Annotated in this window: 23 protein-coding genes; 10 read left to right on the top strand and 13 right to left on the bottom strand. The window is 46.8% G+C overall.

What is annotated here, in order from left to right; translation table 11 throughout:
- The first annotated feature begins 17 nt into the window (after window positions 1-17).
- Both VCHENC03_RS08710 and VCHENC03_RS08715 read left to right on the top strand, forming a co-directional pair.
- The gene (locus tag VCHENC03_RS08710) at window positions 18-437 is read left to right on the top strand and encodes a VOC family protein (protein ID WP_005428272.1); all 420 of its coding nucleotides are present in this window, start codon (window positions 18-20) and stop codon (window positions 435-437) included.
- A gap of 127 nt (window positions 438-564) precedes the next feature.
- The gene (locus VCHENC03_RS08715) at window positions 565-816 is read left to right on the top strand and encodes a TIGR03643 family protein (protein ID WP_009706802.1); all 252 of its coding nucleotides are present in this window, start codon (window positions 565-567) and stop codon (window positions 814-816) included.
- Between the two features lie 37 nt (window positions 817-853).
- On the opposite strand, the gene VCHENC03_RS08720 is transcribed toward VCHENC03_RS08715, so the two are convergent.
- The 4 genes from VCHENC03_RS08720 to VCHENC03_RS08730 all read right to left on the bottom strand — a co-directional run bounded on the left by VCHENC03_RS08720 (window position 854) and on the right by VCHENC03_RS08730 (window position 7,417).
- Window positions 854-1,573 carry a hypothetical protein gene (locus VCHENC03_RS08720; protein ID WP_009706801.1) on the bottom strand — a complete coding sequence of 240 codons (720 nt, stop codon included), beginning with the start codon at window positions 1,571-1,573 and terminating at the stop codon, window positions 854-856.
- A gap of 520 nt (window positions 1,574-2,093) precedes the next feature.
- Complete coding sequence (gene ygjK / locus VCHENC03_RS08725; RefSeq protein WP_032802842.1) at window positions 2,094-4,799, bottom strand: alpha-glucosidase; 2,706 nt, start codon at window positions 4,797-4,799, stop codon at window positions 2,094-2,096.
- Between the two features lie 260 nt (window positions 4,800-5,059).
- Window positions 5,060-5,827 (bottom strand): transcriptional regulator, encoded by a 768-nt coding sequence (locus tag VCHENC03_RS0126065; RefSeq protein WP_032802841.1) that lies wholly within the window; start codon window positions 5,825-5,827, stop codon window positions 5,060-5,062.
- A 456-nt stretch (window positions 5,828-6,283) separates the two neighbouring features.
- A complete protein-coding gene (locus VCHENC03_RS08730) occupies window positions 6,284-7,417 on the bottom strand; it encodes an MBL fold metallo-hydrolase (protein ID WP_009706798.1) in 1,134 nt (377 codons plus the stop codon).
- A 157-nt stretch (window positions 7,418-7,574) separates the two neighbouring features.
- Here VCHENC03_RS08730 and VCHENC03_RS08735 point away from each other — a divergent pair, with 157 nt between their 5' ends.
- Complete coding sequence (locus tag VCHENC03_RS08735) at window positions 7,575-7,820, top strand: Rho-binding antiterminator (RefSeq protein ID WP_032802839.1); 246 nt, start codon at window positions 7,575-7,577, stop codon at window positions 7,818-7,820.
- An 86-nt stretch (window positions 7,821-7,906) separates the two neighbouring features.
- Here the strand turns inward: VCHENC03_RS08735 and VCHENC03_RS08740 are convergent, their stop codons facing one another.
- The 5 genes from VCHENC03_RS08740 to ompW form a co-directional block, all read right to left on the bottom strand.
- Entirely contained in the window at window positions 7,907-9,394 is a 1,488-nt protein-coding gene (locus VCHENC03_RS08740) for an MDR family MFS transporter (RefSeq protein ID WP_005434843.1), read from the bottom strand.
- Complete coding sequence (locus VCHENC03_RS08745; protein WP_009706795.1) at window positions 9,391-10,416, bottom strand: HlyD family secretion protein; 1,026 nt, start codon at window positions 10,414-10,416, stop codon at window positions 9,391-9,393. Before VCHENC03_RS08745 ends, VCHENC03_RS08740 begins: the two co-directional genes overlap by 4 nt.
- Before the next feature lie 536 nt (window positions 10,417-10,952).
- Entirely contained in the window at window positions 10,953-13,553 is a 2,601-nt protein-coding gene (locus tag VCHENC03_RS08750; protein ID WP_009706793.1) for a TRAP transporter permease, read from the bottom strand.
- A gap of 81 nt (window positions 13,554-13,634) precedes the next feature.
- Window positions 13,635-14,606: a TAXI family TRAP transporter solute-binding subunit gene (locus VCHENC03_RS08755; protein WP_009706792.1), complete on the bottom strand. Its 972-nt coding sequence runs from the start codon at window positions 14,604-14,606 to the stop codon at window positions 13,635-13,637.
- 430 nt (window positions 14,607-15,036) lie between these two features.
- Complete coding sequence (gene ompW, locus VCHENC03_RS08760; protein WP_005434835.1) at window positions 15,037-15,681, bottom strand: outer membrane protein OmpW; 645 nt, start codon at window positions 15,679-15,681, stop codon at window positions 15,037-15,039.
- 507 nt (window positions 15,682-16,188) lie between these two features.
- Between ompW and VCHENC03_RS08765 the strand changes: the two genes are divergently transcribed.
- Together VCHENC03_RS08765 and VCHENC03_RS08770 are read left to right on the top strand one after the other, a co-directional pair.
- On the top strand, window positions 16,189-16,839 hold the full coding sequence (locus VCHENC03_RS08765) for a Qnr family pentapeptide repeat protein (protein WP_009706791.1): 651 nt from the start codon (window positions 16,189-16,191) through the stop codon (window positions 16,837-16,839).
- Window positions 16,840-16,847: 8 nt separating this feature from the next.
- On the top strand, window positions 16,848-17,159 hold the full coding sequence (locus VCHENC03_RS08770; protein ID WP_009706790.1) for a cupin domain-containing protein: 312 nt from the start codon (window positions 16,848-16,850) through the stop codon (window positions 17,157-17,159).
- Between the two features lie 196 nt (window positions 17,160-17,355).
- On the opposite strand, the gene VCHENC03_RS08775 is transcribed toward VCHENC03_RS08770, so the two are convergent.
- A complete protein-coding gene (locus VCHENC03_RS08775; RefSeq protein ID WP_009706789.1) occupies window positions 17,356-18,102 on the bottom strand; it encodes a hypothetical protein in 747 nt (248 codons plus the stop codon).
- A gap of 187 nt (window positions 18,103-18,289) precedes the next feature.
- Between VCHENC03_RS08775 and VCHENC03_RS08780 the strand changes: the two genes are divergently transcribed.
- The gene (locus VCHENC03_RS08780; protein WP_005533114.1) at window positions 18,290-18,619 is read left to right on the top strand and encodes a DMT family transporter; all 330 of its coding nucleotides are present in this window, start codon (window positions 18,290-18,292) and stop codon (window positions 18,617-18,619) included.
- 16 nt (window positions 18,620-18,635) lie between these two features.
- Window positions 18,636-19,265, top strand: coding sequence for an HAD family hydrolase (locus VCHENC03_RS08785; protein ID WP_009706788.1), 630 nt, complete (start codon window positions 18,636-18,638; stop codon window positions 19,263-19,265).
- A 55-nt stretch (window positions 19,266-19,320) separates the two neighbouring features.
- On the opposite strand, the gene VCHENC03_RS08790 is transcribed toward VCHENC03_RS08785, so the two are convergent.
- Window positions 19,321-20,499, bottom strand: coding sequence for a lytic polysaccharide monooxygenase (locus tag VCHENC03_RS08790; protein WP_009706787.1), 1,179 nt, complete (start codon window positions 20,497-20,499; stop codon window positions 19,321-19,323).
- 211 nt (window positions 20,500-20,710) lie between these two features.
- Window positions 20,711-21,151, bottom strand: coding sequence for an Lrp/AsnC family transcriptional regulator (locus VCHENC03_RS0126060; protein WP_027726611.1), 441 nt, complete (start codon window positions 21,149-21,151; stop codon window positions 20,711-20,713).
- Window positions 21,152-21,300: 149 nt separating this feature from the next.
- On the opposite strand from VCHENC03_RS0126060, the gene VCHENC03_RS08795 reads away from it, so the two are divergent.
- From VCHENC03_RS08795 to VCHENC03_RS08805, 3 genes are all read left to right on the top strand, one after another.
- Window positions 21,301-21,885, top strand: coding sequence for a LysE family translocator (locus tag VCHENC03_RS08795; protein WP_005434823.1), 585 nt, complete (start codon window positions 21,301-21,303; stop codon window positions 21,883-21,885).
- Window positions 21,886-22,167: 282 nt separating this feature from the next.
- The gene (locus VCHENC03_RS08800; protein WP_009706785.1) at window positions 22,168-24,090 is read left to right on the top strand and encodes a S9 family peptidase; all 1,923 of its coding nucleotides are present in this window, start codon (window positions 22,168-22,170) and stop codon (window positions 24,088-24,090) included.
- A 233-nt stretch (window positions 24,091-24,323) separates the two neighbouring features.
- A complete protein-coding gene (locus tag VCHENC03_RS08805) occupies window positions 24,324-25,097 on the top strand; it encodes a siderophore-interacting protein (protein WP_009706784.1) in 774 nt (257 codons plus the stop codon).
- Between the two features lie 76 nt (window positions 25,098-25,173).
- Here VCHENC03_RS08805 and VCHENC03_RS08810 read toward each other — a convergent pair whose 3' ends face one another.
- Window positions 25,174-26,043: a LysR family transcriptional regulator gene (locus VCHENC03_RS08810; protein WP_005434817.1), complete on the bottom strand. Its 870-nt coding sequence runs from the start codon at window positions 26,041-26,043 to the stop codon at window positions 25,174-25,176.
- Between the last annotated feature and the right edge of the window lie 56 nt (window positions 26,044-26,099).

The raw sequence follows: 26,099 nt of genomic DNA, 5'->3' as shown, positions 1-26,099 counted from the left end.
CGAAAAAGGAACACGTCATGGCAAACCAGCGCAATCCCATTGAAATCAAAGCCCTCGACCATGTGGTATTAAGAACGGATAATCTCGATGCGATGCTCCGTTTCTATCGAGATCTATTGGGGTGTCCTATCGAGCGGGAGTTGCCTGACTTAGGACTGACGCAGTTACGTGCTGGCACAGCCATCATTGATTTGGTGACGGTTGAAAGTGAACTCGGCAAGTTAGGCGGTAAATCGCCAAGCCAAGATGGCCGCAACCTCGACCATTTCTGCCTGCAAATTGCGCCTTTTGAAGAGTCTGAGTTGCTTGAATATCTCCATCAACATAACGTCCACGTTGAAGAGTTTGCCGAACGATATGGTGCTCAGGGCTTCGGTCGCTCTGTGTATTTAGAAGATCCAGAAGGCAATGTGGTCGAGCTTAAACCACAGAAATAACTCGTTGCTATTCCTAACTTTATTTCCTCATTTTATCGGTTAAAAGCGGCTTCCAATAAACCGTTTCGCCATTGATTACGTATGTGTGTATCTAAGCTTAAATAGGCAACTTTATTAGGAACACACCATGACACTCAGCGACGACGCACTATCCAGAATCATAGAAATGGCATGGGAAGACCGAACCCCGTTTGAAGCCATTGAGCACCAATTTGGCCTGAACGAGAATGGCGTTATCAGCCTGATGCGTCACCACCTCAAACCTCGCAGTTTCAAGCTTTGGCGACAACGTGTAACTGGACGCAACACCAAGCACTTAAAACTGCGCTCACCAGACGTGAACAGAGGCTATTGCCCTACGCAGTACAAACAGCGTTGAGCCCCTCATAGAGCCTTAAATTTCAAACGCTATGTGCTTAAACCATAAAGTAAGGCGCACTGTCTCGCATGAATTCCGCCATAGAGGCAAGATAGTCCCATGTTTCTCGGTAGGTGTGGCTCATGCATTGCGTGAAGGCTTGGCACAGTGACGGATCTTCTTCCAACCACTGGCTGACGTGTTGCGCCGTGTAGGAAACCTGCCTCACCTCATCATCTAAAATCTGCTGAATGGTCGGTCGCATCTCTTTCAAATACGGAATATCCGATTGGTCGATAAAACTCAATTGAGAAACCAATAGACACCAAGAACGAAGTTCGACGGAGTGAGCTCGGAAAAGGTGGATTTTAATGTCGTCATAAAAGTTGCTCACATTGCTGAAATCACTCGACTTTTCTTCTTGATACACCTCGGTTTGGTAACCCGTTAATGGGATCAAACTGGCGTACATGGCTGAGTGGTTTCTGTCGTTTTGGCAGTGATGCATGATTTGCTGCTTCATTTCCCCTTGCGCATAACGATTGGCAATCATTTTGAGTCGCTCTGCGCCCTCTTCTTCGTTGATGGCATTGTGCAGCAAGTAATACGCCATGGTTTGTTTGCTCTGGAATATTTCGCCAGTAAGCTTACCCATCGCTTGAGGTGTGAGTGAGGAATCGGAATGTAGATAGCTTGCAATAGAGGCTTTGTACTCTTTAGAGGGCACAAAGTTATTGTCTTCTAGCAAGTTATAAAGGCTGGTCTGTAAACAATTCATGTCACCTTCCTTGATGGTGCTGCATCGCAACACGTCATGCTGACTACTAAGAAAGTGAGGTATTTATCAATACGCTCCTTAGAATGAGGTAGATTCAAGCGGAAGAGTAGAGTTTGGGAATGATTTCGGCTCGGAGCGGCTGGCCAGCGGCGAGGTTAGGACAACTCTTAATGCTTTCGTATGAATATTAACGACCTCATTGATTTATGAAGGATATATTTTGTTACAAAACAGTTAAATGATCATTTTATAAATGTTATGTATCGAAAATAGACAGAACGAAATGCGGGGTGGTTAACTATTGGTTTTTAAAGGAAAGTGGCTTTGTAGCGCAATTTTTCTCGCCTACAAGTTTTAGAAAAGTGCCGAAAAATAGTGTTTTAACTCTATAAAAACCGGACGGAGATCACCGTCCGGTTTGATCTTATTGAGCCTAATTTGAAGAGGATGAAGCGGTTGCAGATGCTAGGGGGGTCATCTGCAACGCCCAAATCTTCTCGTTGTTAGTGACGAATGAGCCTTACTTGCCCACAAAGCCGTTGTACAACATGTATAGGTGCGCAGCACTCCAAGAGAAGTTGTTTGCGCCCTGCACTGCACCCGTTTCAGGGTTGTAGTTTTCCTGAATTGGCGTCGTTTCCGTTAAGCCTTGTGCGTTCTTGAATAGCTTATCCACCATCTGACGCGCTTCCACACCGTAACCGTAGTTGTCCATACCACGTACACCGAAGTAGAACTGATCGAGCCACACACGACCACGCCAGTAAATGTCAGGGCCGTAAGCCGGGTTATCCATTGACGCCGTGCCAAGCGGGATCATTGGTGAGTTAAACTTGCTGGTATCAAGCATGTTCTTCACTACTTTATCCGCGTGCTCTTGCGTTGCCGCGTTGTTGAATAGTGGAGACCAACCTTCTGGACCCATGCCGCGTTTCACCAACATTGGACCAGCACATTGGTTGCTCAAGCCACCAGGTACCACTTCGATGTCGTAGTAGAAACCGGTTGATTCATCGAACATACAACGATTGATGTACTCTTTGGTGTCTTCCGCTTTCTCTTTAAACTCAGCCGCTTTATCTGCTTTGCCCAGTACTTCTGCAATTTGCGATAGGAACAGGTTATCTGAGTACCAGTAAGACGCTTGGTCTACCGATTCTTGCATCAGCGAGTAGCCAGACAACTTGTTCGCGTCGTTGGTGTTCTCGTTGAACTTCACTTCCCAGTCTTTCTTCGCTAGAGCCAGTTTGTCCATGTTCTCTGGCGAATCATCACGGTAAGTCACCACCGAGCCGTCTTCACCCATAACCATGTCGTAGGTGTTGTCGAATCCGTTGGTATCGTGTGCGTAGCGACCCATTTGGTCGATCACTTTAGCTTCGTCTTGTGTCGGCAGTTCAGACATACCTTGTAGGTTGTCGATAGTGTCGATAAAGCCAAATACACCCGCGTTGTCACGACCAGATTCCCAACCCGCAGCTACTTTTGCAGGGATGCTCATCGCGGTGTAATCACCGGACGTTAGCAACTGATTGTATTTCTCGACGCCAGTCTCTTTGATCCACTTGTCGCCATTCGCTTCGTCTTTGTATTGGAACTTCATGTCATCCAATGTTGCATCGTCACCCCAAGGCAATTCGCCATCTTTGTTCGGGTTCAAATCGTCTGCGAACACAGTATGAATTGGATCTTTTGCTGCACCGTATTCAGGGATGCCGTTTTTGTTTGTATCGCGAGCACGTAGCCACCAACCGTGGAATGCCACCAACTTCGGATACATCTCTTCTAGCCACTGCTTCGCTTCTTCCGGACGGTTATGTTCGTCTTTCAGTGCGGTGTACACTTCCCATACTGCCCATGCAGCTAGAGATGGTTTGGTGTTACGTTCGTTCCAGTTCAAACCGTCTGTCGCCAGTGGGAACACTTTTTTGTATTCCGCAGACATACCTTCCCAACGTTCTGCTGGCAAGTTGTAAGTCACTACGTCAAGCAAGTAACCTTCGTCCCAAGGGCGAACAGGATCGTCAGACTGAACTTGGTATTGGAATACAGTACGAATGTTTTCCATCGCCACATCTGGGTTGAAGTGAGCCATTGCGTACGCTTGTTTCCACGTATCCCACGGCCAAGTCATGTTGCCAGAGAAGTAAGGTGCAGTTACCGATGGCGTTACTGTGTCGTGGTCAATGGCACCCGCTGCACCACGCCAGTTTGCGCTCAGTGTTTCCATCGCTTTTACTGCAACGAATTCATGCTCTTTTGAAGCAGCATCGTTGGTTAGACCGTTTTCTAGATACTCTTCCCAACGCATTGCTGAATCGTGCATGTAGCCTTTTGGATCGGCCATCACATCGTCAAGCTTGGCAAACTCAGACGCTTGCTCTTCGGTGTTTTGCACGTGCGTGTAAGCCGTGTATAGCGTGATTTCTTCGCCATTACCTAGCTCTGCCGTTTGGACAAAGCCTTTCTTGTCATCGTCGATGGTAGACGTTTCTGGTTTGATAGAGCGTGTTACTTCAAACTTAGAGTCGCCTGAAGTCAGCAGAGACCAAGAGTCGCGAACCGCGCCAAAAGACACTTCTACGCCGTTTTCTGTCGCGGCGATTTCACGTGAGTAAGTAGGGTATGCATCTTCAACACTGCGCACTGTGCTGTCGCTGTTTTTGTATAGTTCACCATCGTCAGCGCGGTAATCTTGCATCAACTCACCGTCCCATTCGCCTTGAATAGCCAGCTTGTTCGGGTTCTTGATGGTGGTTTTAACAAGAGACGTACGGTCGGTCACAAAGCGCATTTCAAGTTCGGCAGTGATGCCGTTATCACCTGTGTACTCTTGAATCAGTGCGCCTGGTTGCGAGTAAGCGTCTGTTAGCTCAAGCGGCATCGCTTCACCGTCAACCATCAGTGTTAGACGGTCGAAACGTGCAGCCATGAATGACACGTATTCTTCCGTTAGCAACGCCGTACCGCCTAGGGTGATTTCGCCACCTTGAGTGTCTAGCGTGTGACCATGCCAAGAACCGTTATCGAACATAGGAATGTAGCGAAGGTGACCACCATGTAGATCACGCAGTGCCACTGGCACACCTGCACGGTCAATGGTGTTGTGGAATTCAGCCGCTTTCAGTGGCGCTTCCACATTCGAGTCATTATCACTACTGTTGCATCCACTAAGTGTTAGAGCAACCCCGACAGCAATCGCACATAAAGAAGTCTTAAAGTGCATGTTATATCCCTCATTTATTGGCTTTTGGTCCTGATCAGGCGAAAAAAGGTCGAGACGTGCTCTGCCGAGTTTCGATGATGAAGATTCAGCCTTATTTATTTCACTTTTGGATTTGAGAAGAGATCGGTTAATTTGTCTCTTCTTCATTTGACCTATTTAAATAGCAGGTCATTAATTTTGGATAATAGTGGGTCTTTGATGCATTCATTATCAAACACACCCACTTAATATAAATTCTTTATTTTGTGATTAAATAGTCACTATTTTTCATTCGCCATCGAGATGGCCTTTAATAATTCACCGTCAATATTCGGAATCGTATCCGAAAGGAATATCTGATTGCCCGGCGTGTAAGTCATTAGGACGTTTCTCAGTCGCTTACTGCCCTCTCCGCTCTTGTTTTGCACATCAAACTCTATCAGTTTGTTGTACACCTCATTCGCCAGTTTCTCTTCCTGCTCTTCAGTGATAGCAATGCGTCCCATGCAAATCGGTGGTCGCACATCATGGCTAAACACTTCATCTCGAAAGCGCTTAGCAAACAAAGTATCGAGCTTAGAGCCTTCTTCGAAAATAAAGCGACCTTGGTCTTTAAAGCGGTATTGGTCATCACCTTTTAGCTCGATGTAATCCATCATTTCCAATGCCCGGAAATAAAGGGTGATCGAGGTATGGGTCAATTGGTATTTGCTCGCAATATCTTGCGGAGACCATTCCTTCCGACGTAATAAATACAAGAAATCAAACAGGTACGGATACTGGTGAAATATTTCACTGTTAATGTCGGTGATAAATTGCTCGTTTTCTTGTTGCAGCTGTTTACCACGCATGGACAATTCGACTAAGTCAGTATCTAAATGAGTTGCATACGAGAGTATTTTGTCCAACCCTAAAGACGTATTGTGTAACTGTCTCTTAATGGTTGATAGAGGAATCCCCATTCCAGCAGAGAGATCAGAATAACAAATCCCTTTCTCTTTAATTTTTTCTCGTAAAGCAGCAAGTAAATACGTTGCAGAATTATTCATCTAACAATGCCTGTTTTAATTTCTTCAGCATCCCTGATGATATATTCAAGAGAATCCTACTCTTGTGATGCTGGTTCCAATTATTCCCAGCACTCTTTATCAATTAAATCGGTTTCAATGATGAGACTTTTACTTGTTGTTAACTGATCAAGTTTTACCCATTGCGTTCACACTTTGACCAGCTATTTTAAGCCTTATCAGTATGGCGACGAGTATAATTGTTTTGATGCGTAAAATTAAGTTCACAAAGATTTTTAGTAAAAGTTTTCTCTCAGAAGGTTATTTTATTAGGTGAGAAGTATCAAAAAGTTGTACTCAGAGATTTATTATCGTGAGGGATCACAGAAAAATAGTGACTCACTGGTAATTTATTGAATCGATGACCAGTAAAAATCTTGTTATAAGGAGCAAGAAAGTTGGTTAAATTAACCGAGGTATTATTGAAGCGCCGTCATATTATACCCGTATTTTTCTAGCTTGGTCACATAATTTATTGGCTTGCCACCAAGGCTTATTTTTATATTCTTTTGCCACGTAAAAACTCTCTCCCGCCATCGGGGTAATCAACTCAATGTGATCGGCTTGGCAATGTTCAATCAAGTCCTCAATGGGCTCATCCCATTTGTGCGTAAACAACTCATACGTTGCCCAGTGCACAGGTAGCAACTTCTTCGCTTGCAGATCTTTGAATGCTCGTACGGTGTGATGCGCTTGCATGTGTCCCCAATTCTCAACCGGATAGCCTTGGTTGCCTTTCACATCTGCCGCGACTTCCAAACAGGCAATATCAATCGGGCCGCAGCGCTGAGCGATTTGTGCAAAGTGACTATCGTATGCACTGTCGCCGCTGAAATAGAGGGTCTCTTGCAGCCCTTTAACCACCCAAGATGCCCATAAGGTCGAATTCTTATCCAGATAAGTGCGCCCAGAGTTGTGATTGGCTGGCGTACATATCAACTCAACATTGGCATAATGAACGCTCTCCCACCAATCAAATTCCACCACGTTATCAGCTCTAACACCCCAACGAATCAGATGCTTACCGACACCGAGTGGCACGTAAAATGTTACGGATTTATCAGAATAGTAACGTATGGTCGAAGCTTCTAGGTGATCGTAATGATCATGAGAGATCACGATGACATCCGGAATCGGCAAGCTATCACGTACGGCTGTATTGGGGATATTGCGCTCAAACCATGCCTTAGCAATCAAAGGCGACGCATAGTCGAATACAGGGTCAGTCAGAATGCGCACGCCATCGGTCTCAATCATCAAAGTGGAATGCCCGAGCCAAGTGACTCGCATCGCTTTTTGTCGCTGTTTAAACCGCGTGGGCTCTATCGATGAATAAGGCAACTGGTTATCGGGGCTGAGCGGCGAACGCCCGCCCATGTAAGCCCAACACACTTGCCAAAAAGACTGAGGGCTTGGCACATTTGGCATCTTGTCTTTGACGCGCCCATGTTCAAATTGAGGTGAGTGATTAATGCGATGCGCCAACTGTGCGTAGTAAGTATGAGGAGTAATCAGTGATTGCGTTACGCGCTCACGAGCCAAGTACGTGTTTTTAAGTGTCGTTTCAGACATGTCCTATCTACGTCTTGTTCACTAAACTATGGTTTTAGTTAAGCCTGCTTGTATGTCTTTTTCATGACCAAAATAGGGCGTAAGATGAAGATTAGGTTTCAGAGAAGTATTTCTGTCCTTTATCGGTCTTGATAAGGAAGAGAGAAGGAGAAAAGTTATGGTGACCTGCAGCCAATACGATTTTATTGAAATCGCCTGTATGTTTAATCTGCCCATAAAGATCACCCTCAAAAACGGTGAGAAACATCAAGGCAGCGCATTTGATACAGGCTACGATATTGAACGACAAGAGTGCTTATTTTTGGATATCGATGGCGAGCACATTTCGTTCCCAACCGAACAATTGATTGCGATGAGAGCACTCAAAGACAATCCGCATTTCAGTGAAGTGACCTTCGGTTAACTGCTCGAAAACCGATAGAAAAGTTAGACATAAAAAAGCGCCCTTAACTGGCTGAGTTAAGGGCGCTTTGGTTTGGCTTTAGAGGTTTACCTTGAGCGGATAAATATCAGCATCGGCATCATGATAACGAACATCACCCCGACCAACTGGAAGGTGTGCACAAAAGCCACCATTTGTGATTGCTGATGGAGCATGTTCTGGTATTGCTCCAAAGCCGCAGGATCAGTAATCGACAACCCCTGTTTCGCAGCCCAGTCATGCAGCACTGGGTTATAAGGATTAAAGCCTTCTCCCAAAGCGTGCCATTGCTGTTGGCTATCGCGGTATTGGTACGTAGTCGCAATCGAGATACCAAACGAACTACCAATGGTGCGGAACAGGTTAAAAATACTCGCCCCTGCCACTGACTGCTCTTTTGGCAATGTCATGTACGCCAGTGTCGATAAGGTCGAGAAGGTCAAACCTAAACCCATGCCCTGAATCATACTTGGCATCACGATCCAGAAGGTATCGATTTCCATGGAGTACAAGGTCATGAGGTAACTACCAATACCGATACAGGTTAGGCCAAAGACAATCTTCAACCTTGGATCGAATTGTGGGTTAATCACAATCACCAATATCAGCATACAGGCAGACGCCAAACCCCGTGGTGCCATTAACATGCCTGTGGTGGACACTGGGTAGTTTAATAAGCTTTCGAGCAACATTGGTTGTTGAGTGGTCAAGCCGAACATGGCCATCGACACTACCGCCATCATTAAGGACGAGACCATGAGGTTTTTGTCCTTGAGGAGCCACAGAGGCGCAATGGGGCTCTTGGTCTTCCAGCTGCGGTAGATCCACATGATTAAGCCCATGATCGCCAACAGCACTGCGGTTTGGATAATGCGAGAGTTAAACCAATCTTCGTCATTACCTTTGTCGAGTACGAACTGCAACGCACCGACCCCGAGGGCCATATAACCAATGATCCACCAGTCGAAGTTCGGTTTAGATTTGTTGCTGATGTGGATGTAGCGATAAATCAGCGCAGTACACACCAAGCCAAATGGCAAGTTGACGTAGAAGATCCAACGCCAGTTGATGTTATCAGTAATCACACCGCCCACTACCGGGCCTAAAATCGGACCAAGCAAGATACCGATGGAGAAGATCGCCATCGCCTTACCTTTTTGCTCAGAAGGGTAAATCTGAACCAGTGTCGATTGCGCTAGTGGAATAACCGAGGCACCAAACGCACCTTGGATAATACGGAACACCACCATCTCTTCGAGTGAACCTGCTTGCCCACAGAAAGCACTGGCAATCACAAAGCCGATGACCGCCACCAGCATGACTTTGCGCTCACCAAATCTCGATACCCAGAAACTGGTCATCGGAATGAAGATCGCCTCAGCCATGCTGTAGCCAGTTAGCACCCAAGTGATTTGGTCTGCCGTTGCGCCCAACGCGCCCATCATGTGTGAAAGCGACACGTTTGCAACGGTCATGTCTATCAACACCATGATGGCCGAAAGCATCACGGCGACGGTGGCTATTCCCCGTTTGTCGGCCGTAATCTCGTTACTCATTGTGCGTTACTTTTCAGATCAACTGTCACTTCAGAACTTGCACCCACACGTAATTGTGGCGCGCCTTCAGGCACTTCAAGTGTCAAACGCACAGGGAAACGTTGTTTAATTTTCACCCAGTTACCGGTTGCGTTTTCTGGTGGCATCAAAGAGAAAGAGGTACCACTTGCTGGCGACAGTTCTTCCACTTTCGCATCCCACACTACATCTGGGTACATGTCGATCACGACTTCAGCGTGCATGCCTGCTTTGATGTGTGTTAGGTCAGTTTCTTTAAAGTTTGCGCGTACCCAGTAGCTGTCTTTTACAATCACAGGGAACAGAGTTTGGCCAATGCCGACAACAGAACCAGTATGTGTGTTGATTTCACCCGCGATGCCATCGACAGGAGAAGTGATGTCGGTGTAGCTAAGGTTCAATTCAGCTTGTGCAAGTTGCGCTGCCGCTTGTTGAACAACCGCTGCTTCTGCGCCTTCTTCACCACGGTTTGCAATTGCTTTTTCAACCGTCGCACGCGCTTGTTCTAAGCTTGCTTGAGCGTTAGCGAGTTTGTTCTTCGCAGTATCCAAATCTTGGTCAGACGCTAATTTGCGTTTCACTAGCGAGTTAGTACGTTTGTACTCCAACTGCGCTTCGGTCAGGTTAGAACGCGCCGCATCCAATCCCGCCACCGCTTCAGTCACTTGCTTGTCGGCTACGTCGTGCTGTTGCACCGCCAATTGGTAAGCCGCTTTGGCTTGTTTGACTGCAAGCAGATAAGGGCGAGAATCAATCTTTAATAGCAGATCGCCTTTGTTCACCACTTGGAAGTCTTTGGCTTCTACTGAGATCACTTGGCCTTGAACCTGAGGAGCGACAGACAGGATTTTAGCTCTTACATAGGCATCTTCCGTACTCGGGTGACTGTCAGAATATTGCCAAGACCAGTACATCGCACCGAAGCCGATAGCACAAACGAGAAGGAAAAGGATTTTGGTCAGTTTGGATTTCGAAGAGGATTTCTTCGCGATATCGTCGCTCATTTATATTGTCCAAGTGTTCAATTATGTGATCAGTGTAGGATTTTTCCGCTTTCGAACAACAAGATGATCTGAAAGGTTAAGATCCGATTTTGAGCGTTGATAATTTGTTCAAATGATGCGCAAAGATATTCACACTCTTTGATGCCCAAGTAACCTCGAGATGCTGGTTCAGCGAGAATGACTTGGTTTGAAGGCGGGGCAACAATTTAAAGGTCTAGTGGTTCTAAATCGAAAATTGTTAACAAAGCATGCGAACCAAGGCAACTCGCCCTTCGGGAGCGTGTCACTGAAACAATTTCTTCGTCAAACAACTTGGAAAGAGCTAGCTATTCCGCTTCGTTGCTTTCCTTGAACTTGAGTCAGTGACAACGCTCTGAATCCTGCATCTTGAAGTCACTTGGGCATCGTGTGCATAAAGTATAGAAGACGCTAATCATTCCGCGACTTAGACAATCACATTGGCGAATATTCCAGACATAAAAAAGCCCCGTTAGTCTTAACTCTAACGGGGCTTTATGGTTATTTATCTTTAACTATCAATGTGCTGTAGCAAGCTGCGCAGTTACTCTTCGACGTTGTAGCCAAATCACAACACCAAACAGCAACATTGCCGGAATCCACATCCACTCTTTACGATAACGCTCAACAGGCACACGAACATCAACAATTTGTTGGTCGAACTGCAATCCTGCTGCCTCTGCTGGGCTAGCAAAGCTAACGATATCAATCAGGGTTTGTTCACCTTGCTGATAAGTAGCGATACCCAATGCGTCCAGCTTATCTTGTCCGGTTTCCCCTTCAGGAACCGACAACAACACCGAGAATTCACGCATCTTACCGACCGCATCTTCACCGCTGATGCGCATTCTCAGCACACCGCCCTCCTCTAGCGGCTCAAGCGTTTGTGCTAACTGGGCAGGATTGCTCGATTGATAAGGGTCAACCACCATGTCGATCCAGAACCCTGGACGGAACAAGGTAAAGGCCACCAGCAAAAGCAGAACGCCCTCGTACCAACGGTTACGAGTCAGGAACCAACCTTGCGTCGCCGCTGCGAATATCAACATCGCAATGGTAGAGATAACAAAGATGGCGATGCCGTGCGCCCAATCGACATCAATCAACAACAAATCCGTATTGAAGATAAATAGGAACGGCAACGCTGCGGTTCTTAGACTGTAGTAAAACGCGGTTAAGCCCGTCTTGATTGGATCGCCTTTCGACACCGCCGCAGCAGCAAACGAAGCAAGACCCACTGGCGGCGTTACATCCGCCATGATACCGAAGTAAAACACAAACAAGTGCACCGCAATTAACGGCACAATCAAACCGTGTTGTTGACCCAGCGTGACGATAACAGGTGCTAGCAAGCTCGATACCACGATGTAGTTCGCCGTCGTTGGTAAGCCCATACCTAGAATCAAGCTCAATACGGCGGTAAGCATCAGCATTAATAGCAAGTTGCCCATCGACAACATCTCAACCAAATCAGCCAATACTAAGCCAACACCCGTTTGCGATACCGCACCAACAATTACGCCTGCGGTCGCGGTCGCGATACCAATGCCGATCATGTTACGCGCACCAGCAATCAAGCCTTCACGCAAATCAATACAACCGTCTTTGAAGTTACCGTAATCGTGTTTGCCGTCTTTACGCATCCAAGTCAGCAGAGGACGCTGAGTCAGAACGATCACCACCAGAATCACACTACCCCAAAAAGCAGATAACCCCGGAGATAAACGCTCAATCATCAAACACCAGACCAAAACCACCACAGGCAGCAGGTAGTGCAAGCCAGACAACAAGACTGCGCGCGTATTTGGTAACTGTTCTAACGGAGCATCTGGGTCCTCTTCTGGTAGCGGCTCATTGCTTGCCGCCACTTTGAGCAGCGCCAAGTAAACCACCGCAAGAATCAACGCCATTCCCGGTAGAACAAAGTCACCCAATATTGGCTTCAACCATCCTAAGCCGTAGTAGACCACCATCGACAAACCAGAAATCAACGCCGCACCAAATGCAAAACCAGTGAGTCTTGCTAGCCAAGGTTTTGAGCGTGCAGCATCAATTGGTTGCATGCCCAATTTGAGCGCTTCTAAATGAACAATATAAAGCAGTGCGATGTAAGAAATAGCAGCAGGTAAGAAGGCGTGCTTGATGATCTCAACGTAAGGAATGCCGACATATTCCACCATCAAAAACGCCGCAGCGCCCATAACAGGTGGCATAATTTGCCCATTCACCGATGACGCCACTTCCACTGCACCGGCTTTCTCCGGAGAGAAACCCACTTTACGCATCATAGGAATAGTGAACGTACCCGTGGTCACTACGTTGGCGATAGACGAGCCCGAAATCAAACCCGTTAAGCCCGAGGCAACGACGGCCGCTTTTGCAGGACCACCACGCAAGTGACCCAACATGCTAAATGCCAATTGAATGAAGTAATGCCCTGCTCCAGCGCGCTCCAACAACGCACCAAACAGAACAAACAAGAATACAAAGCTGGTCGATACGCCAAGTGCAATACCAAACACACCTTCCGTAGTGATCCACTGGTGGTTAGCTAACGCATCCAACTGCACGCCGCGGTGGGACAATAAACCCGGCATGTATGGGCCTGCCAAGCTGTAGCCGATAAATACCAGCGCAATCACAGGCAATGCTGGGCCCAACACTCGACGCGCCGCTTCTAAAAGCAGAGGCAAACCAATCAATGCGGTAATAAAGTCTTCAGTGGTTAAGCTGCCCGGACGTTGTGCTAGTGCTTCGTACATAACAAACAAGTACAGCGAAGAGGCACAAGCAATCAAACCCAACATGATGTCGAAGGCAGGAACACGGTCGCGTGGGGAGCGCTTAAAAGCAGGGAAGACAAGGAAGGCAAGCAACAAGGCAAAGCCAAGGTGAATAGCGCGCGTTTCGGTGTCGTTCATTACACCGAAGCCAACAATAAAGGGCAGCGGAGACGCTATCCAAAGTTGAAACAGAGACCAAAGTAACGCCAAACCCGCAATCAGCTTTTCCATGATTCCGGTTGGCAGGCGAGCACCCACATCTTGGGCAATCAGTTCTTCTGCCGACAGCTCACTCGGATGCGTGTCAGCATGGGACGTGGAGATCGTCTTATCCATAATTTTCTCACAAACAACAGAGAAGCAAGCGCTGCGAACCCATCACAGCGCTTGCTAAAAATCGAAGGTTCTAAGAGTTACTTACAACCAGCCGCGCTCTTTGTAGTAGCGCACCGCACCTTCATGCAGTGGTGCAGACAGACCCACTTCAATCATTTCTGATTCTTTCAGGTCTTTAAATGCTGGATGCAAACGCTTGAAGCGGTCTAGGTTGTCGAACACAGATTTCGTCAGTTGGTACACCAACTCAGGATCCGTCTCTGCTGTGGTTGAGAGCACCGCTTTGCCGCCGATAGATTGCGTATCGTTCGGGTTGCCACGGTACATTCCGCCCGGAATGGTTGCTTTAGTGAAGTACGCACGCTCAGCAAGTAACTTGTCGATTTCAGGACCAGTCACTGGCACCAACACCGCATCCGTTGTGGTTGAGGCTTCTTGAATCGCGCCGTTTGGGTGGCCAACAAAGTAGCTCATTGCATCGATGTTGTTGTCACTCATTGCAGAAGCTTGTTCTGCTGGCTTCAGATCCGACACCAAGCTGAACACATCATGTGACCAACCTTTAGCTTGCATCACTTGCTCAAACGTATCGCGTTGACCAGAACCAGGGTTACCAATGTTGACGCGCTTGCCTTTCAAATCGTCGAAATTGGTGATGCCTGCATCTTTACGCGCAAGAATGGTGAACACTTCACTTTGTAGTGAGAAAACGGCACGAATGTCCGTCATTGGTTGGTTATTTTGGAAAGGAGCCACACCTTCTAGGGCTTTGTATTGGTGATCTGACTGCATGATGCCGAAATTGTATTCGCCACTGCGCAAACCATTGACGTTTGCCACGCCACCACCGCTGGCTGGTGCATTACATTTAATGCTGTGGTCTGCCGCACCACGGTTTACAAAACGACAAATCGATTGGCCTGCCACGTAATAAACACCCGTTTGACCACCCGTGCCGATAGTAATAAATTTCTCTGCCGCACTTATTTTCTCACTGTATGAGAACAATGATACTGCCGAAGCAAATACTGCAATGAGTGTGGTTCCTTTCATTTTAAGTTCTTCCTGTCTATCGATTGAAAAATAAAGACATTTTTCTCAGCTAACGACAGCAAAACTGAAAAATACTCGCGTAAAATTTCCACGCTTCACGAGTAATTTTCCTTAGTCAGCCAGTCCTTAGCTTCATTTTGTAATATTTATTTTGACGTTCGATTAATAATTAACCGAATGCTTGTCATCGAATTTATCAGAACAATTTCAAAACCTAGCTATAGTAATTTTTCGCTTTTCTCAGCAATCGAGAATTAACAGAAAATTCATTTTTTAATCGATGCGTTTACAAATAGAAAAATCATAGAAATAGGAAGAGAAAGGAGAGATGAGTAGAAGAGAAAATGAAATAAAAAAAGAGGGGCAATCCCCGCAACTGCCCCTAAAAGTCATGCCAATAATATTGTTGTTCTTTTACTACTGCTTTTTCTTAGAACTTGTAACCGCCACTAATCATGAATACCCAAGGGTTGATTTCAACGTCAGTTTTTTGTTTCGCGCCACCCGCTTTGTAGGTCGCTTCTGTTTCAATGTTTGCGTACCACGCCGATGCGTTTAGGAACCATTTATCATTGATCATGTAGTCCACACCAACGTTTGCAGCTAGACCGAATGAATCATCCAATTTCAGATCAGAAAGGCCAGCACCTTTACCCGTACCGTTAAAGCCTTCATCAAAGAAGATGGTGTAGTTTAGACCCGCACCCACGTATGGGCGGAATTTGCTTTGTGAGTCACCAAAGTAGTACTGAACCATCACTGTTGGTGGCAGGTGTTTTGTCTCACCGATGTCACCAAGGCCAAGTAGATCTGTAGAAATATCATGGCTAAACGGCGTTGCAGCAAGGACTTCTAAGCTGATGTTGTCGGTAAACATGTAACCGAACGTCAAGCCCAGCTGCGTGTTGGAATCCACTTTCAGCTCTTCTTGAGAACCTAGGATTTTGTCACTGCTGTCATTTGGTACAACGGATGCCGCACCAACACGTAAAATGAAGTCACCTTCACTGTGAGCGAAAACACTTGGAGACACTAACGCAGCAACCACTGCTAAACTGCAGATTGTTTTTTTCATTGTTATTTCCTTTTGTAGGGCTTTGTTTCTTTTTGTACTCAGCTGCGCTCTCCCCTTTCGGGCAGTTCCTCAATGAATCCAAAACCTTGAAGCACGCGAGTATCACTATTTTCTTGAGCTGCGCGCAATCTAGCATATAGAAACCCTACTATTTTGATGGAAATCAATTTGTGAAAAATATAGCTTTTCCGTATACAAAAACGCCAAATTGATCAACAAATTATGCAAATAGGACACAATCCTGTAATGCAAACTGTGCGTGTGAGAAGCGTGGGTCGCAGTTCTCATTCCGCATCCTCTGAGAGCCTCTGTGCTCAACAAAACTTTTTTCTCGATATGCTCGGGTTATTTTCAAAAAACACCCACTTCAAATCGCCAATTTGACCGCTTAAATTGGCGATTTTCGGCCTTTGTAAACCACTGAAATACAACAAGATATATTTCTGGAAAATCAGTCACTTAGGGTGTTAGTCTGCTTTCAACCGAACAAGGAAAAGATAAAAAGCCATGATTAAGACCGATCTCACTTTCGAACAAGAAGACTTTTCTCATCACGATTTGCAAAACACCACTTTTGAAAACTGCCGCTTTTATCAATGCAATTTCGACCACGCCGATCTGAGTGATGCAAAGTTCATTGACTGCCGTTTTATCCAGCCGAGCGACATAGAAGGCTGCAGTTTCCGTTATGCCAAACTGAAAGATGCCAGCTTTAGCAACTGCATGTTGGCCATGTCTCAGTTCAATGGTGCGGATTGCGTCGGCATCGAGCTGCGCAAATGCGATTTGAAAGGCGCAAACTTTCAAAGTGCCAACTTCGCTAATCGCGTCAGCAACACGGTTTTCTTCTGTATTGCTTACATCACGGGGTGTAACTTGGCTTACACCAATTTTGAGCGCGCACTGCTAGAGAAATGCGACCTGTTTGAAAACCGATGGAACGGCGCTAATTTGATGGGCGCAAGCTTTAAAGGCTCTGACTTATCGAGAGGAGAATTCAGTCGAGAACAATGGGGCAGCTTTAATATAGAAGAGAGCGATCTTACCCACGTCGATTTAGAAGGCTTGGACATTCGCCGTGTCTCTTTATACGGTGTTAAGATCTGCGACTGGCAGCAAGAACAACTGCTCGCACCATTTGGACTGATCGTTATTTAGGAAGCACTATGAATCTGTTTAGAGACCTACCCAGTGATCTGAGTGAAGAAGTGTTCGAAGATTTACTCACGCATAAACAGCTGCGCATCGAGCGTATCGTTTCAAAAGGGCAAACCACGCCAGAGGGCGAATGGTACGATCAAGAAGAACATGAGTGGGTATTGGTGCTACAAGGCGTAGGCGAACTGACTTATGAAGATGGCTCTGTAAAACGTTTAGAAGCCGGTGACCACATCAACATTCCGGCGCATACAAAACATCGCGTTAGTTGGACAGATCCAGAACAAGAGACGATTTGGTTGGCGGTTTTCTACTGCTAGATTGTCAATCTTTGTTGTTATTCCGACGAGCAGGTAAAGAAAAACGGGGGAAAGAAACCCTAACTTTCCCCATGTGCGCAATAAAGGGTCTAGGTGAGGCGCAAAAGAAATTGAAGTCATGACTCCGAGCCAGTCTCCCAACCGTTACTCAGAAATGAACCTAGTCATCACTTCAATGTTCATAGATAAAAACGTGTTATTGGCGTGAGAGTGTGTTTTGTTTGCGGTTGTATTCGAATCGATGGCTTTGCTCAACGGTGTCTTTGACTTCTAGCCCTTCCATCGTCGTTGTGCCTATCTCCAGCCGAACTTGATCATTGTTTAAGTCCACTATCAGCTCATCATATTGGCTTTTTTCACCATTATCGTCGTACTGCAAACGCACCTTGTACGTGCCTTTGCTTTCATCATATTCAGCTTGATAACCTTGGTTGAACGCCTCAATCGCGATGCCTTCTGGATACACCACCATGTCAACACGCGTTGGTGCTTCGGTGAATTTATAGGTTGAGATACCAAAACGGGTTTCGATGATGTCCACTTCATAAAAGAAGTGTTCAATCTCGTTTGATGAGCTGACCATCACCATTTCAGGTGTTAGCCGCATCAAGTGAAACTCAAAAATCAGAGAGGTTTTGTTGTCACCAACATTCGGGACTAATGCTTCTAACTCCGCGAGGGTACTCACATTAAAGTCACGTAAAATGTTTAATGAGAGTCGATCGAGCGTGTAAGTCACTTTGCGAGACAAGTTCTCGGCCTCAAAGCCCAGTAAGTCATCGCTGATGGTGTCCGTAATCGAACGATGCAGCAGATCGATACCGTCCACCTCATAGTTCGCTCTGTGATCTTTAAATTTAGGCACAGAGTCTGTCGTTATTCCTTCGCCACCACAGCCACTCAGTGCAAACATCACCGCAATACTCGCTATTGCTTTATGCATCTATACACGCTCCTTTACCAAGACGGCGGCAGTGTAACGATTGCGGCAACGAGTTGATGTAAGCGTATGTAAGACGGGCTTATTATTACAACTAAGTAAAAGTCATTTGAATTTTTATGGGATTATCATTTTATTCGACATCAATATACTAGCCCCATTCCAAATTAACCGATGACGAGCGATAACAATGAGCTGGTTTTTCTTACTTTTAGGCGTGGGCGCAGAAGCCCTTTCACACGTTGCACTCAAAGCCACTGATGGCTTTAGCAAACCGCTGCCCGCAACCCTTGTCTTGATTGGTCACTTGGCTGCTTTTGTCTGTTTGGCGCAGGCGATGAAAGGCGGCATGCCAGTTGGCATTGTTCACGCCCTTTGGGCAGGTTTGGCAATTGTATCGGTGACGTTAATCTCGCAATTGGTTTACCGCCAGCACATGGATACTAGCCTTTGGATTGGCATGGCACTTATCGCAGCGGGCGTGATGGTGATAAACTTCTCTCACGGACACGCACACTAAACCATAAGGCAGCGGATTGTCAGATAGCCAAAAGCCCTCTCTCGCACTGTTTGATTTTGATGGCACCATCACAAATGAGGATATGTTTAGCTCCTTCCTCCACTATTCTGTTTTTGGCCTGCGCAAGTGGGTCGGAAACATTGTGATTCTGCCGTTCTATGCGCTCTACAAGGCAGGAGTTATCCCTGCTAAGCGAATGCGCCCTATCGCCAGTTTCATCGCCTTTGCAGGCAGACGAACGCAAGAAGTTGAAGCGTTGGGAGCCCAGTTTGCAAAAGAGGTGATTGAGCAACACATTCGCCCAGAAGCCCAAGCGAAACTGGAATGGCACCAAGCGCGAGGCGACGCCATTGTCGTTGTCTCAGCGTCACTTAACGCCTACTTAAAACCATGGAGCCAAACGCACGGCTACCAATTACTTTGTAGTGAGTTACTCGACGAAAGTGAACACATTAGTGGTCGTTACCAAAGTGGCGATTGCAGTTTGGAAAGAAAGGTCGAACGTGTTCAACGTGCTTTCGACTTGAGTCAATACGAAACGATTTACGCTTACGGTGACACCCACGAAGACATTCCGATGCTCAAACTAGCCAGCCATGCGATGATGAACTGGCAACCTTGGCAAAGCGAAAACAGCCTGAATTAAAACAGAAAACCCTTCTCAATTGAGAAGGGTTTTACGTATTTGAAACGAGTGAAACTTAACGCCAAACACCCCATTCACCTGTGGTTCCCGGCTCTTCGCCAGTTGTCCACCACTGTGCAGTCCATTCACGACCATTGTGCGTCACGACATCACCTTGGTTGTACACTGCATCTTTGCTCCAAAGGTTGGTCGGCTCAACTGGTGGCGTGGTATCACCTTTAATCAATGACAACGCGTAGCTAAAGTTAGCATTCGGAGCCAACACTTGGTTTGCGTAAATATTGTTGGTATCAAACATGTAGTGGTTCATTGCTTCGTGCCAAATCCCCACGTACCAATCGCCCGTTTGCTGCGAGTTAAATTGGTCGGCTAACTCCGCAGCCCACGTTGTCGTGTTGTTTGCACTGATTGCTAGTGACAGATCGACGATCTCGCTGCCTGTTGCATTAAACGTGCGGAATCGTACCGTGTCTCCCGCTTCTACCGGACCAAAGCCTTGTGGGACAAAGTAGCCCAGAGCGGTCAGGTTGTTTGCTGGATCTGTTGGGTCAACCGGATTGGTAGGAGGCGTTGTACCATTGCCGTTTAAGGTAATGTCACTACAGTTGTAGAAGCCCTCACCTGCCACATCAATACGTTGCCAACGAGTATAGAGAATCGCATCGCCTGAACGATCTGCAGGGAAGGTTACCTGCATGCGGTAGCGTTTTTCTGCATCCACATACACATCGCCAGCAGTATCAATCAGCTCTAAATCGTCCCAAGTCAGTGGTTGAGTATCGTCATAAGTAGGTTTAGAAAGATAAAACTCCCAGTAAGACGGGTTATGCGGCGCTTTGCCAAAGAACACCAATTCGATCTGGTTGTTCGCATCCGGCGTTACATTCGTGCGCTGCCAATTTGGCGATGGGATATTCAAACCTTTCTTAGCAGCATCACCAGCTGAACAAAGTTCGCCATCACGCACAATGGCTTTCACGTGTGCCATGTCGCGGTAGTTCGGTACGTTTGCAGCAATCTCGCTGCGTTGTACGAAGGGGTAAGCACCCGATTCGTCATAAGCTGCCTGACAAGCTTGGTTTGGAATTTCATTGGTCCAAAAACCGCCGTCTAAATAACAGGTGTTTTGGCGAGCGCTCGGAAACTCGACCCAGCCGTGGGCACTGACATTAAAAGAGCTTAAAGCCGCAAGTGCGCCCAAGCTTGCAAGGGGAAGGGTTACGTATGATTTCATCATTCATCCTTAATTTTTCTGACCCGCTGCTCGCGAACCGGGCAGCGACGTAGAAAAACTAGCAGGATGCGATTATTTAGAAGGTGAGAATAAATGCTGAAATTGTCAGATTGCAGACTGCTTTCCAGCATTTTATGTGGACTATGCTCATACTCGACTGACTCTTTCGAGTCACTTCAAATTGATGTGCTACAAAATCGAGGGAGAAGGATTAACGCTCATCTTTTGGCGTGTCCATCACCACCATGGTCGTAATGGCTTTAACGTGTTCACATTCCCCAAGAACATCGGCATGAAACGCTTTGTACGCCGCAAGATCTTGAGTTTCGACTCTTAATAGATACTCGTTAGAACCCGTAATGTTGTGGCACTCGACAACTTGGTCGACAAATCGAACGTGCTCTTCGAAGCCTAGTTGTGCGTGTTTGGAATGCGATGCCAAGCCTATCGAGACATACGCGACAAAACCGACGCCCATTTGCTGATTATCCAGCACCGCTCGATAACCCTTAATCACGCCTTTTCGCTCCAAATCTTGCACTCGGCGCAAGGTCGCGGATGGCGATAATCCAACTCGTTCAGACAGCTCCACATTGGAGATTCTTCCGTCTGATTTCAGCGCTTGCAATATTCTTTCGTCAAATCTATCCATGATGCTCTTTTGTTGTTTAGCGAGTGAGTATTCGTCAAATAAAAGCACAAAATTGATGGCGCTTCTACCTATCATTGTTCTCGACCGGTCAGAAAACGTAATCCCTTGCCCGCTTATGCACAGGCAAAACAGAAATGCAGGAACACATTATGGAATACCATCAACTTGGTGCGTTGGCACTGTTTGCGTTTGTCTCGACCTTCACTCCGGGACCGAACAACATCATGCTCATGACGTCTGGTGCTAACGTCGGCTTTAAGCGCACTATCCCACACATGTTAGGCATCACGCTGGGTTTCGCTGCGATGCTAATTTTGGTTGGCATTGGTCTTATGGGCTTGTTTCACGCGTATCCGATCACGCATAGCATCCTCAAGGTAATGAGCCTGACTTACTTGTTGTACCTCACGTACAAAATAGCAACCAGCAGCAAGACGGAAGTCAAAGATGATTACCGACCAATGAGCTTTTTAGGTGCAGTGGCATTTCAATGGGTGAACCCTAAAGGCTGGTCAATGGCACTCACCGCCATCACCGTATACAGCAGTGGCGGATCATGGCTAGAACTGGCTTTTATCGCCGGCATCTTCTGCTTAGCGAACCTGCCTTCTGTGACTTTTTGGACGGCGGCAGGCATGCAACTTCAACGTTGGTTGACCACGTCTAAACGCGTAAAAGGCTTCAACTATGGCATGGCGGCGCTTCTGCTTTTGTCGACTATCCCAATGATATAAATGACAAAACAATGAAAGATAAGTGTGACTTATGCCAAGTTTTAGCTAGTCCTTTGTTCGGTAAGTACAAATAATCGCCACTTCCACGGATGGATTGGGTCATAGTAGCAACAGCAGTGACTAAAACATGAAAACTTAATAAGCATCCGCCTGAAGCTAGTTTAGCGATTAGGCGCACTTCGTCACTGCTTTGTCACGACGTTGTATTTTGCCGCGACAATCGATTCACTCTGACCGACAAGCACGATGCTGACAGGTCTGTCACACAAGGAGCGTTACACAATGCGTACTCGCAAGCTCATTCTTGCTACCGCTTTTGGCTTACTCGTTTCGGGTTGTAGCCAAACCTCGACCACCACGACCGCAGAGGTCATTCCGCCAGAATATCCGGTGGAATATTTCTTCCGAAATTCAGAAGTATCGAGCTACCAAATCTCCCCAGCTGGCGATTACATTTCGATGATGAAACCGTGGCAAGATCGTAAAAATGTCTTTGTTCATCCCGTGGGCAAAGCCGATCAAGTCAAGCGCATCACATCCATTGCCGATCGCGACATCGCTTATTACTACTGGGTTGGCGATGACACCATCATCTACTCTCGCGATACAGGTGGTGATGAAAACTTCTACCTCGTTACGGTAAACGTAAAAACGGGCGAAGAGAAAACCATCACACCAACGTCCGGTGTCGTGGCTTATGTTATCGACACCTTAGAAAGCCAGCCTGACGACATTCTTATCACGACTAACGAACGTAACCGCCAAGTATTTGATGTTTATCGTCATAACTTGAAAACCGGTGAAAACACGCTGGTTGCGCAAAACCCAGGCAACGTGCGTTACTGGGGTACGGACCACGATGGTAACATTCGCGTGATTTCGACGTCAGACGGCGTAAACACCGCAGTCCTCTATCGTGACACTGTGGATGAAGAGTTCCGCCCATTGAAGAACCTCACCTTCAAAGAAGACTTCTCGCCAATCTCGTTCACACCAGACAACAAGAACTTGTACGTTGCTTCTCGTATTACCCGCGATAAATCCGCGATCATTGAATACGATGTGAAAGCAAACAAAGAAGTGCGCGAGATCTTCTCTCATCCAGAAGTGGACGTCACGAATGCGAGTTACTCAAACGCACTGAACAAGCTCACGACGATCTCTTATGTAACGGACAAGCGTCAGTACCATTTCCTTGATAAAGGTTATGAAGAGACTTTTGAGCGTCTGCAAGAAAAGCTTCCGGGCGTTGAAATCTCGGTGAACAACACGACTCGCGACGAGAGAAAAATGATTGTCGTGACCTACAGCGACACCGACCGTCCAAATTACTACTACTACGATCGCGATTCAGACCAACTTGAAAAGTTAGCTGCAAACGCACCTTGGCATAAACCAGAAGACATGGCGGAGATGAAGCCAATCACTTATACCGCTCGTGATGGCTTAACCATTCATGGTTATCTGACGCTGCCAAAAGGTCGTGAAGCAAAAGATTTACCGCTATTGGTATTGCCACACGGCGGTCCTTGGGCACGCGACCATTGGGGCTTCCAACCAGAAGTTCAGCTGTTTGCCAATCGTGGTATCGCAGTACTGCAGATGAACTTCCGTGGCTCAACAGGTTATGGCCGTGAGTTTTGGGAGAAGTCGTTCAAGCAATGGGGTCAGTCGATGCAAGACGACATCACAGACGGCGTAAAATGGGCGATTGACCAAGGCTACGCACAAGATGGCGAAGTGTGTATCTACGGCGCATCTTATGGTGGTTACGCGACATTGGCTGGTGTGACGTTTACGCCAGACCTGTACAAATGTGGCATCGACTACGTTGGCGTGTCTAACCTGTTCACCTTCATGGATTCTATCCCACCATACTGGGCACCTTTCCTAGCCATGCTGCATGAGCAAGTGGGCAATCCAGAAGATCCAGAAGATGCGAAGATGATGAAAGCTTACTCACCAGTGTTCCACGTAGACCAAATCAAAGCACCACTGTTGGTTCTGCAAGGCGCGAAAGACCCACGAGTGGTGAAGAGTGAATCTGACCAAATCGTTAATGCTCTGCGCGACCGCGGCGTTGAAGTGGAGTACATCGTTAAGGAGAACGAAGGTCACGGCTTCCGTTCACTAGAAAACCGTCTTGATGGTTACCAAGCGATGGATCGATTCCTGAAGACGCATTTGTTAGAACAAACGCAGTAAACAAACTCCATTCTTCTATTAAGGGCACTTCGGTGCCCTTTTTTATTCTCCCATCACTATCTTATAAAGCGGGATGACGAAGTGTTCATTTGAGCGAGGCGCACCGAAATTAAATCGCCGATTCTCCGATCAGAGTGTAAATTTAGATAAAGACACTATCTGCCTTATTGAGATGCTGTTAATCTTAGATGAGAAAGAGAATAGTTATCAAACGTAGTGAAATGTGAATTAAAATGAAAAAGAAACCACAACCAAAAAGCCTCGTTGTCATCAACACACAAGCCGTAACACCGAACATGCAGCGCATTACCCTGCAAGGTGACGCACTAGGCAACTTCCCACAAGATTGCGAGGGCAGCTACATCAAGCTGTTATACAACGAAACCGGCGGCACCGATATTCAAGGCTTCTCAGAAGACAACCGCCCTGTCATGCGTACCTACACCATTCGTCGCTTCGACCCGCAAGCATGCACGATTGAAGTCGATTTCGTACGTCACATCACCAAAGACCTACAATGTGGCTTTGCCGCGCGTTGGGCAATGTCTGCCAAAGAAGGCGACACTATTAACATCGCTGGCCCTGGCAGCATCTCGAACCTAAATACAGAAGCAGACTGGTTCTTTATGGCGGCGGACATGACTGCACTGCCAGCGCTGTCTGCAAAGATTCGCACTCTGCCAGAGGACGCAACAGGCTATGCGGTGATCAGTGTGATCTCTGAAGCGGATATCCAAGCTCTCGAAGCACCAGCAGGTATGGAAATCCATTGGATCACCGAGCAATCACTCGAAGATAAAGTTCGCTCGCTGGAATGGAAAACAGGTGAAGCTGCTGTGTGGTGTGCCTGTGAGTTCGACTCGATGCGTGCGCTACGCCAATACTTCCGTAACGAAAAAGAAGTGGAACGTGAAAACCTTTACCTCAGCAGTTACTGGAAACAAGGCGTATCAGAAGATGGCCACAAGGTCATCAAGCGCGAAGATGCAGAATTAAACGAGCAGTAACGTCCACCTGCCACAAAAAACAAAGCCAAGTTGCCACAGATCAACTTGGCTTTTTTCAATGAATTGAGTTCATCACTCAGCTCATATTTTCAGCCAAGAAATCAATCAGTAAGCGTACTTTTGGCGACAGGTTTCGGTTTTGTGGGTACAGCGCCCAAATACCTTCACGATCGTCTCGGTAATCGGTTAACACTTCCACCAGCTCGCCATTGTCTAACGCCTCTTGCACGTAGTAGTCCGGTAGTTGCACCAAACCTAAACCACGTTTTGCGGCATCGACCAAAGCAAAACCACTGTTGCATTTGATTCGGCCAGAAACACGCAAAGACTTCTCACGCTTTTGCTCTTTAAAGTGCCAGTAATCTGCTGTACCGACCAAACACTGGTGATGGCTCAGCTCAGACAAGGTATGCGGTTCGCCAGAGCGATCTAAGTACGCTGGGCTAGCACACACGTAAAGCTGTCGAGATGACAAGCGCTTGGCAATCAAACTGGAGTCTTGCAAACGTCCAAGACGAATCGCCACATCGACGCCTTGCTCAATCAAATCTAACTTTTGGTTGGTCAGATTCAAATCCAGATTTACCTGCGGGTATTTCTCAATAAACTGGTGCAACAACGGCGCTAAGTTCATCTCACCGTAAGTCACAGGAGCGGTCACTTTGAGCAAGCCTTTCGGTTCTGCTTGCATTTGCGTTACCGCCAATTCGGCCAACTCCAAGCCTTCAACAAGGTGTTTACACTGCTGGTAATAGAGTTGTCCCGCCTCAGTTAGAGAGACTTTTCGTGTGGTACGGTGCAGCAACTTAACCGCTAAACGCTCTTCCAACGCTGACACGCGGCGGCTGATTTGCGCCACCGATGTTTTCAACTTGTTGGCTGCGCCCGTGAAGCTGTTGGTTTCTGCAACAGCGACAAACTCGCTCACGCCTTCCCAATTCGCCATGAATGTGGTTCCTGTGGAATTCTATGTATTGCGTATTCTCACACAAAGTTTCATGT

The organism is Vibrio sp. HENC-03, assembly GCF_000305755.2.
Lineage (GTDB): Bacteria > Pseudomonadota > Gammaproteobacteria > Enterobacterales > Vibrionaceae > Vibrio > Vibrio owensii.
The sequence above is the reverse complement of the archived record's forward strand: the minus strand, read 5'-3'. Positions and strand labels throughout refer to the sequence as shown.

Bases quoted from the DNA above. Each gene is read 5' to 3' on its own strand.
- VCHENC03_RS08710 (WP_005428272.1), top strand. From the start codon at position 18: ATGGCAAACCAGCGCAATCCCATTGAAATCAAAGCCCTCGACCATGTG.
- VCHENC03_RS08715 (WP_009706802.1), top strand. From the start codon at position 565: ATGACACTCAGCGACGACGCACTATCCAGAATCATAGAAATGGCATGG.
- VCHENC03_RS08720 (WP_009706801.1), bottom strand. From the start codon at position 1,573: ATGAATTGTTTACAGACCAGCCTTTATAACTTGCTAGAAGACAATAAC.
- ygjK (WP_032802842.1), bottom strand. From the start codon at position 4,799: ATGCACTTTAAGACTTCTTTATGTGCGATTGCTGTCGGGGTTGCTCTA.
- VCHENC03_RS0126065 (WP_032802841.1), bottom strand. From the start codon at position 5,827: ATGAATAATTCTGCAACGTATTTACTTGCTGCTTTACGAGAAAAAATT.
- VCHENC03_RS08730 (WP_009706798.1), bottom strand. From the start codon at position 7,417: ATGTCTGAAACGACACTTAAAAACACGTACTTGGCTCGTGAGCGCGTA.
- VCHENC03_RS08735 (WP_032802839.1), top strand. From the start codon at position 7,575: ATGGTGACCTGCAGCCAATACGATTTTATTGAAATCGCCTGTATGTTT.
- VCHENC03_RS08740 (WP_005434843.1), bottom strand. From the start codon at position 9,394: ATGAGTAACGAGATTACGGCCGACAAACGGGGAATAGCCACCGTCGCC.
- VCHENC03_RS08745 (WP_009706795.1), bottom strand. From the start codon at position 10,416: ATGAGCGACGATATCGCGAAGAAATCCTCTTCGAAATCCAAACTGACC.
- VCHENC03_RS08750 (WP_009706793.1), bottom strand. From the start codon at position 13,553: ATGGATAAGACGATCTCCACGTCCCATGCTGACACGCATCCGAGTGAG.
- VCHENC03_RS08755 (WP_009706792.1), bottom strand. From the start codon at position 14,606: ATGAAAGGAACCACACTCATTGCAGTATTTGCTTCGGCAGTATCATTG.
- ompW (WP_005434835.1), bottom strand. From the start codon at position 15,681: ATGAAAAAAACAATCTGCAGTTTAGCAGTGGTTGCTGCGTTAGTGTCT.
- VCHENC03_RS08765 (WP_009706791.1), top strand. From the start codon at position 16,189: ATGATTAAGACCGATCTCACTTTCGAACAAGAAGACTTTTCTCATCAC.
- VCHENC03_RS08770 (WP_009706790.1), top strand. From the start codon at position 16,848: ATGAATCTGTTTAGAGACCTACCCAGTGATCTGAGTGAAGAAGTGTTC.
- VCHENC03_RS08775 (WP_009706789.1), bottom strand. From the start codon at position 18,102: ATGCATAAAGCAATAGCGAGTATTGCGGTGATGTTTGCACTGAGTGGC.
- VCHENC03_RS08780 (WP_005533114.1), top strand. From the start codon at position 18,290: ATGAGCTGGTTTTTCTTACTTTTAGGCGTGGGCGCAGAAGCCCTTTCA.
- VCHENC03_RS08790 (WP_009706787.1), bottom strand. From the start codon at position 20,499: ATGAAATCATACGTAACCCTTCCCCTTGCAAGCTTGGGCGCACTTGCG.
- VCHENC03_RS0126060 (WP_027726611.1), bottom strand. From the start codon at position 21,151: ATGGATAGATTTGACGAAAGAATATTGCAAGCGCTGAAATCAGACGGA.
- VCHENC03_RS08795 (WP_005434823.1), top strand. From the start codon at position 21,301: ATGGAATACCATCAACTTGGTGCGTTGGCACTGTTTGCGTTTGTCTCG.
- VCHENC03_RS08800 (WP_009706785.1), top strand. From the start codon at position 22,168: ATGCGTACTCGCAAGCTCATTCTTGCTACCGCTTTTGGCTTACTCGTT.
- VCHENC03_RS08805 (WP_009706784.1), top strand. From the start codon at position 24,324: ATGAAAAAGAAACCACAACCAAAAAGCCTCGTTGTCATCAACACACAA.
- VCHENC03_RS08810 (WP_005434817.1), bottom strand. From the start codon at position 26,043: ATGGCGAATTGGGAAGGCGTGAGCGAGTTTGTCGCTGTTGCAGAAACC.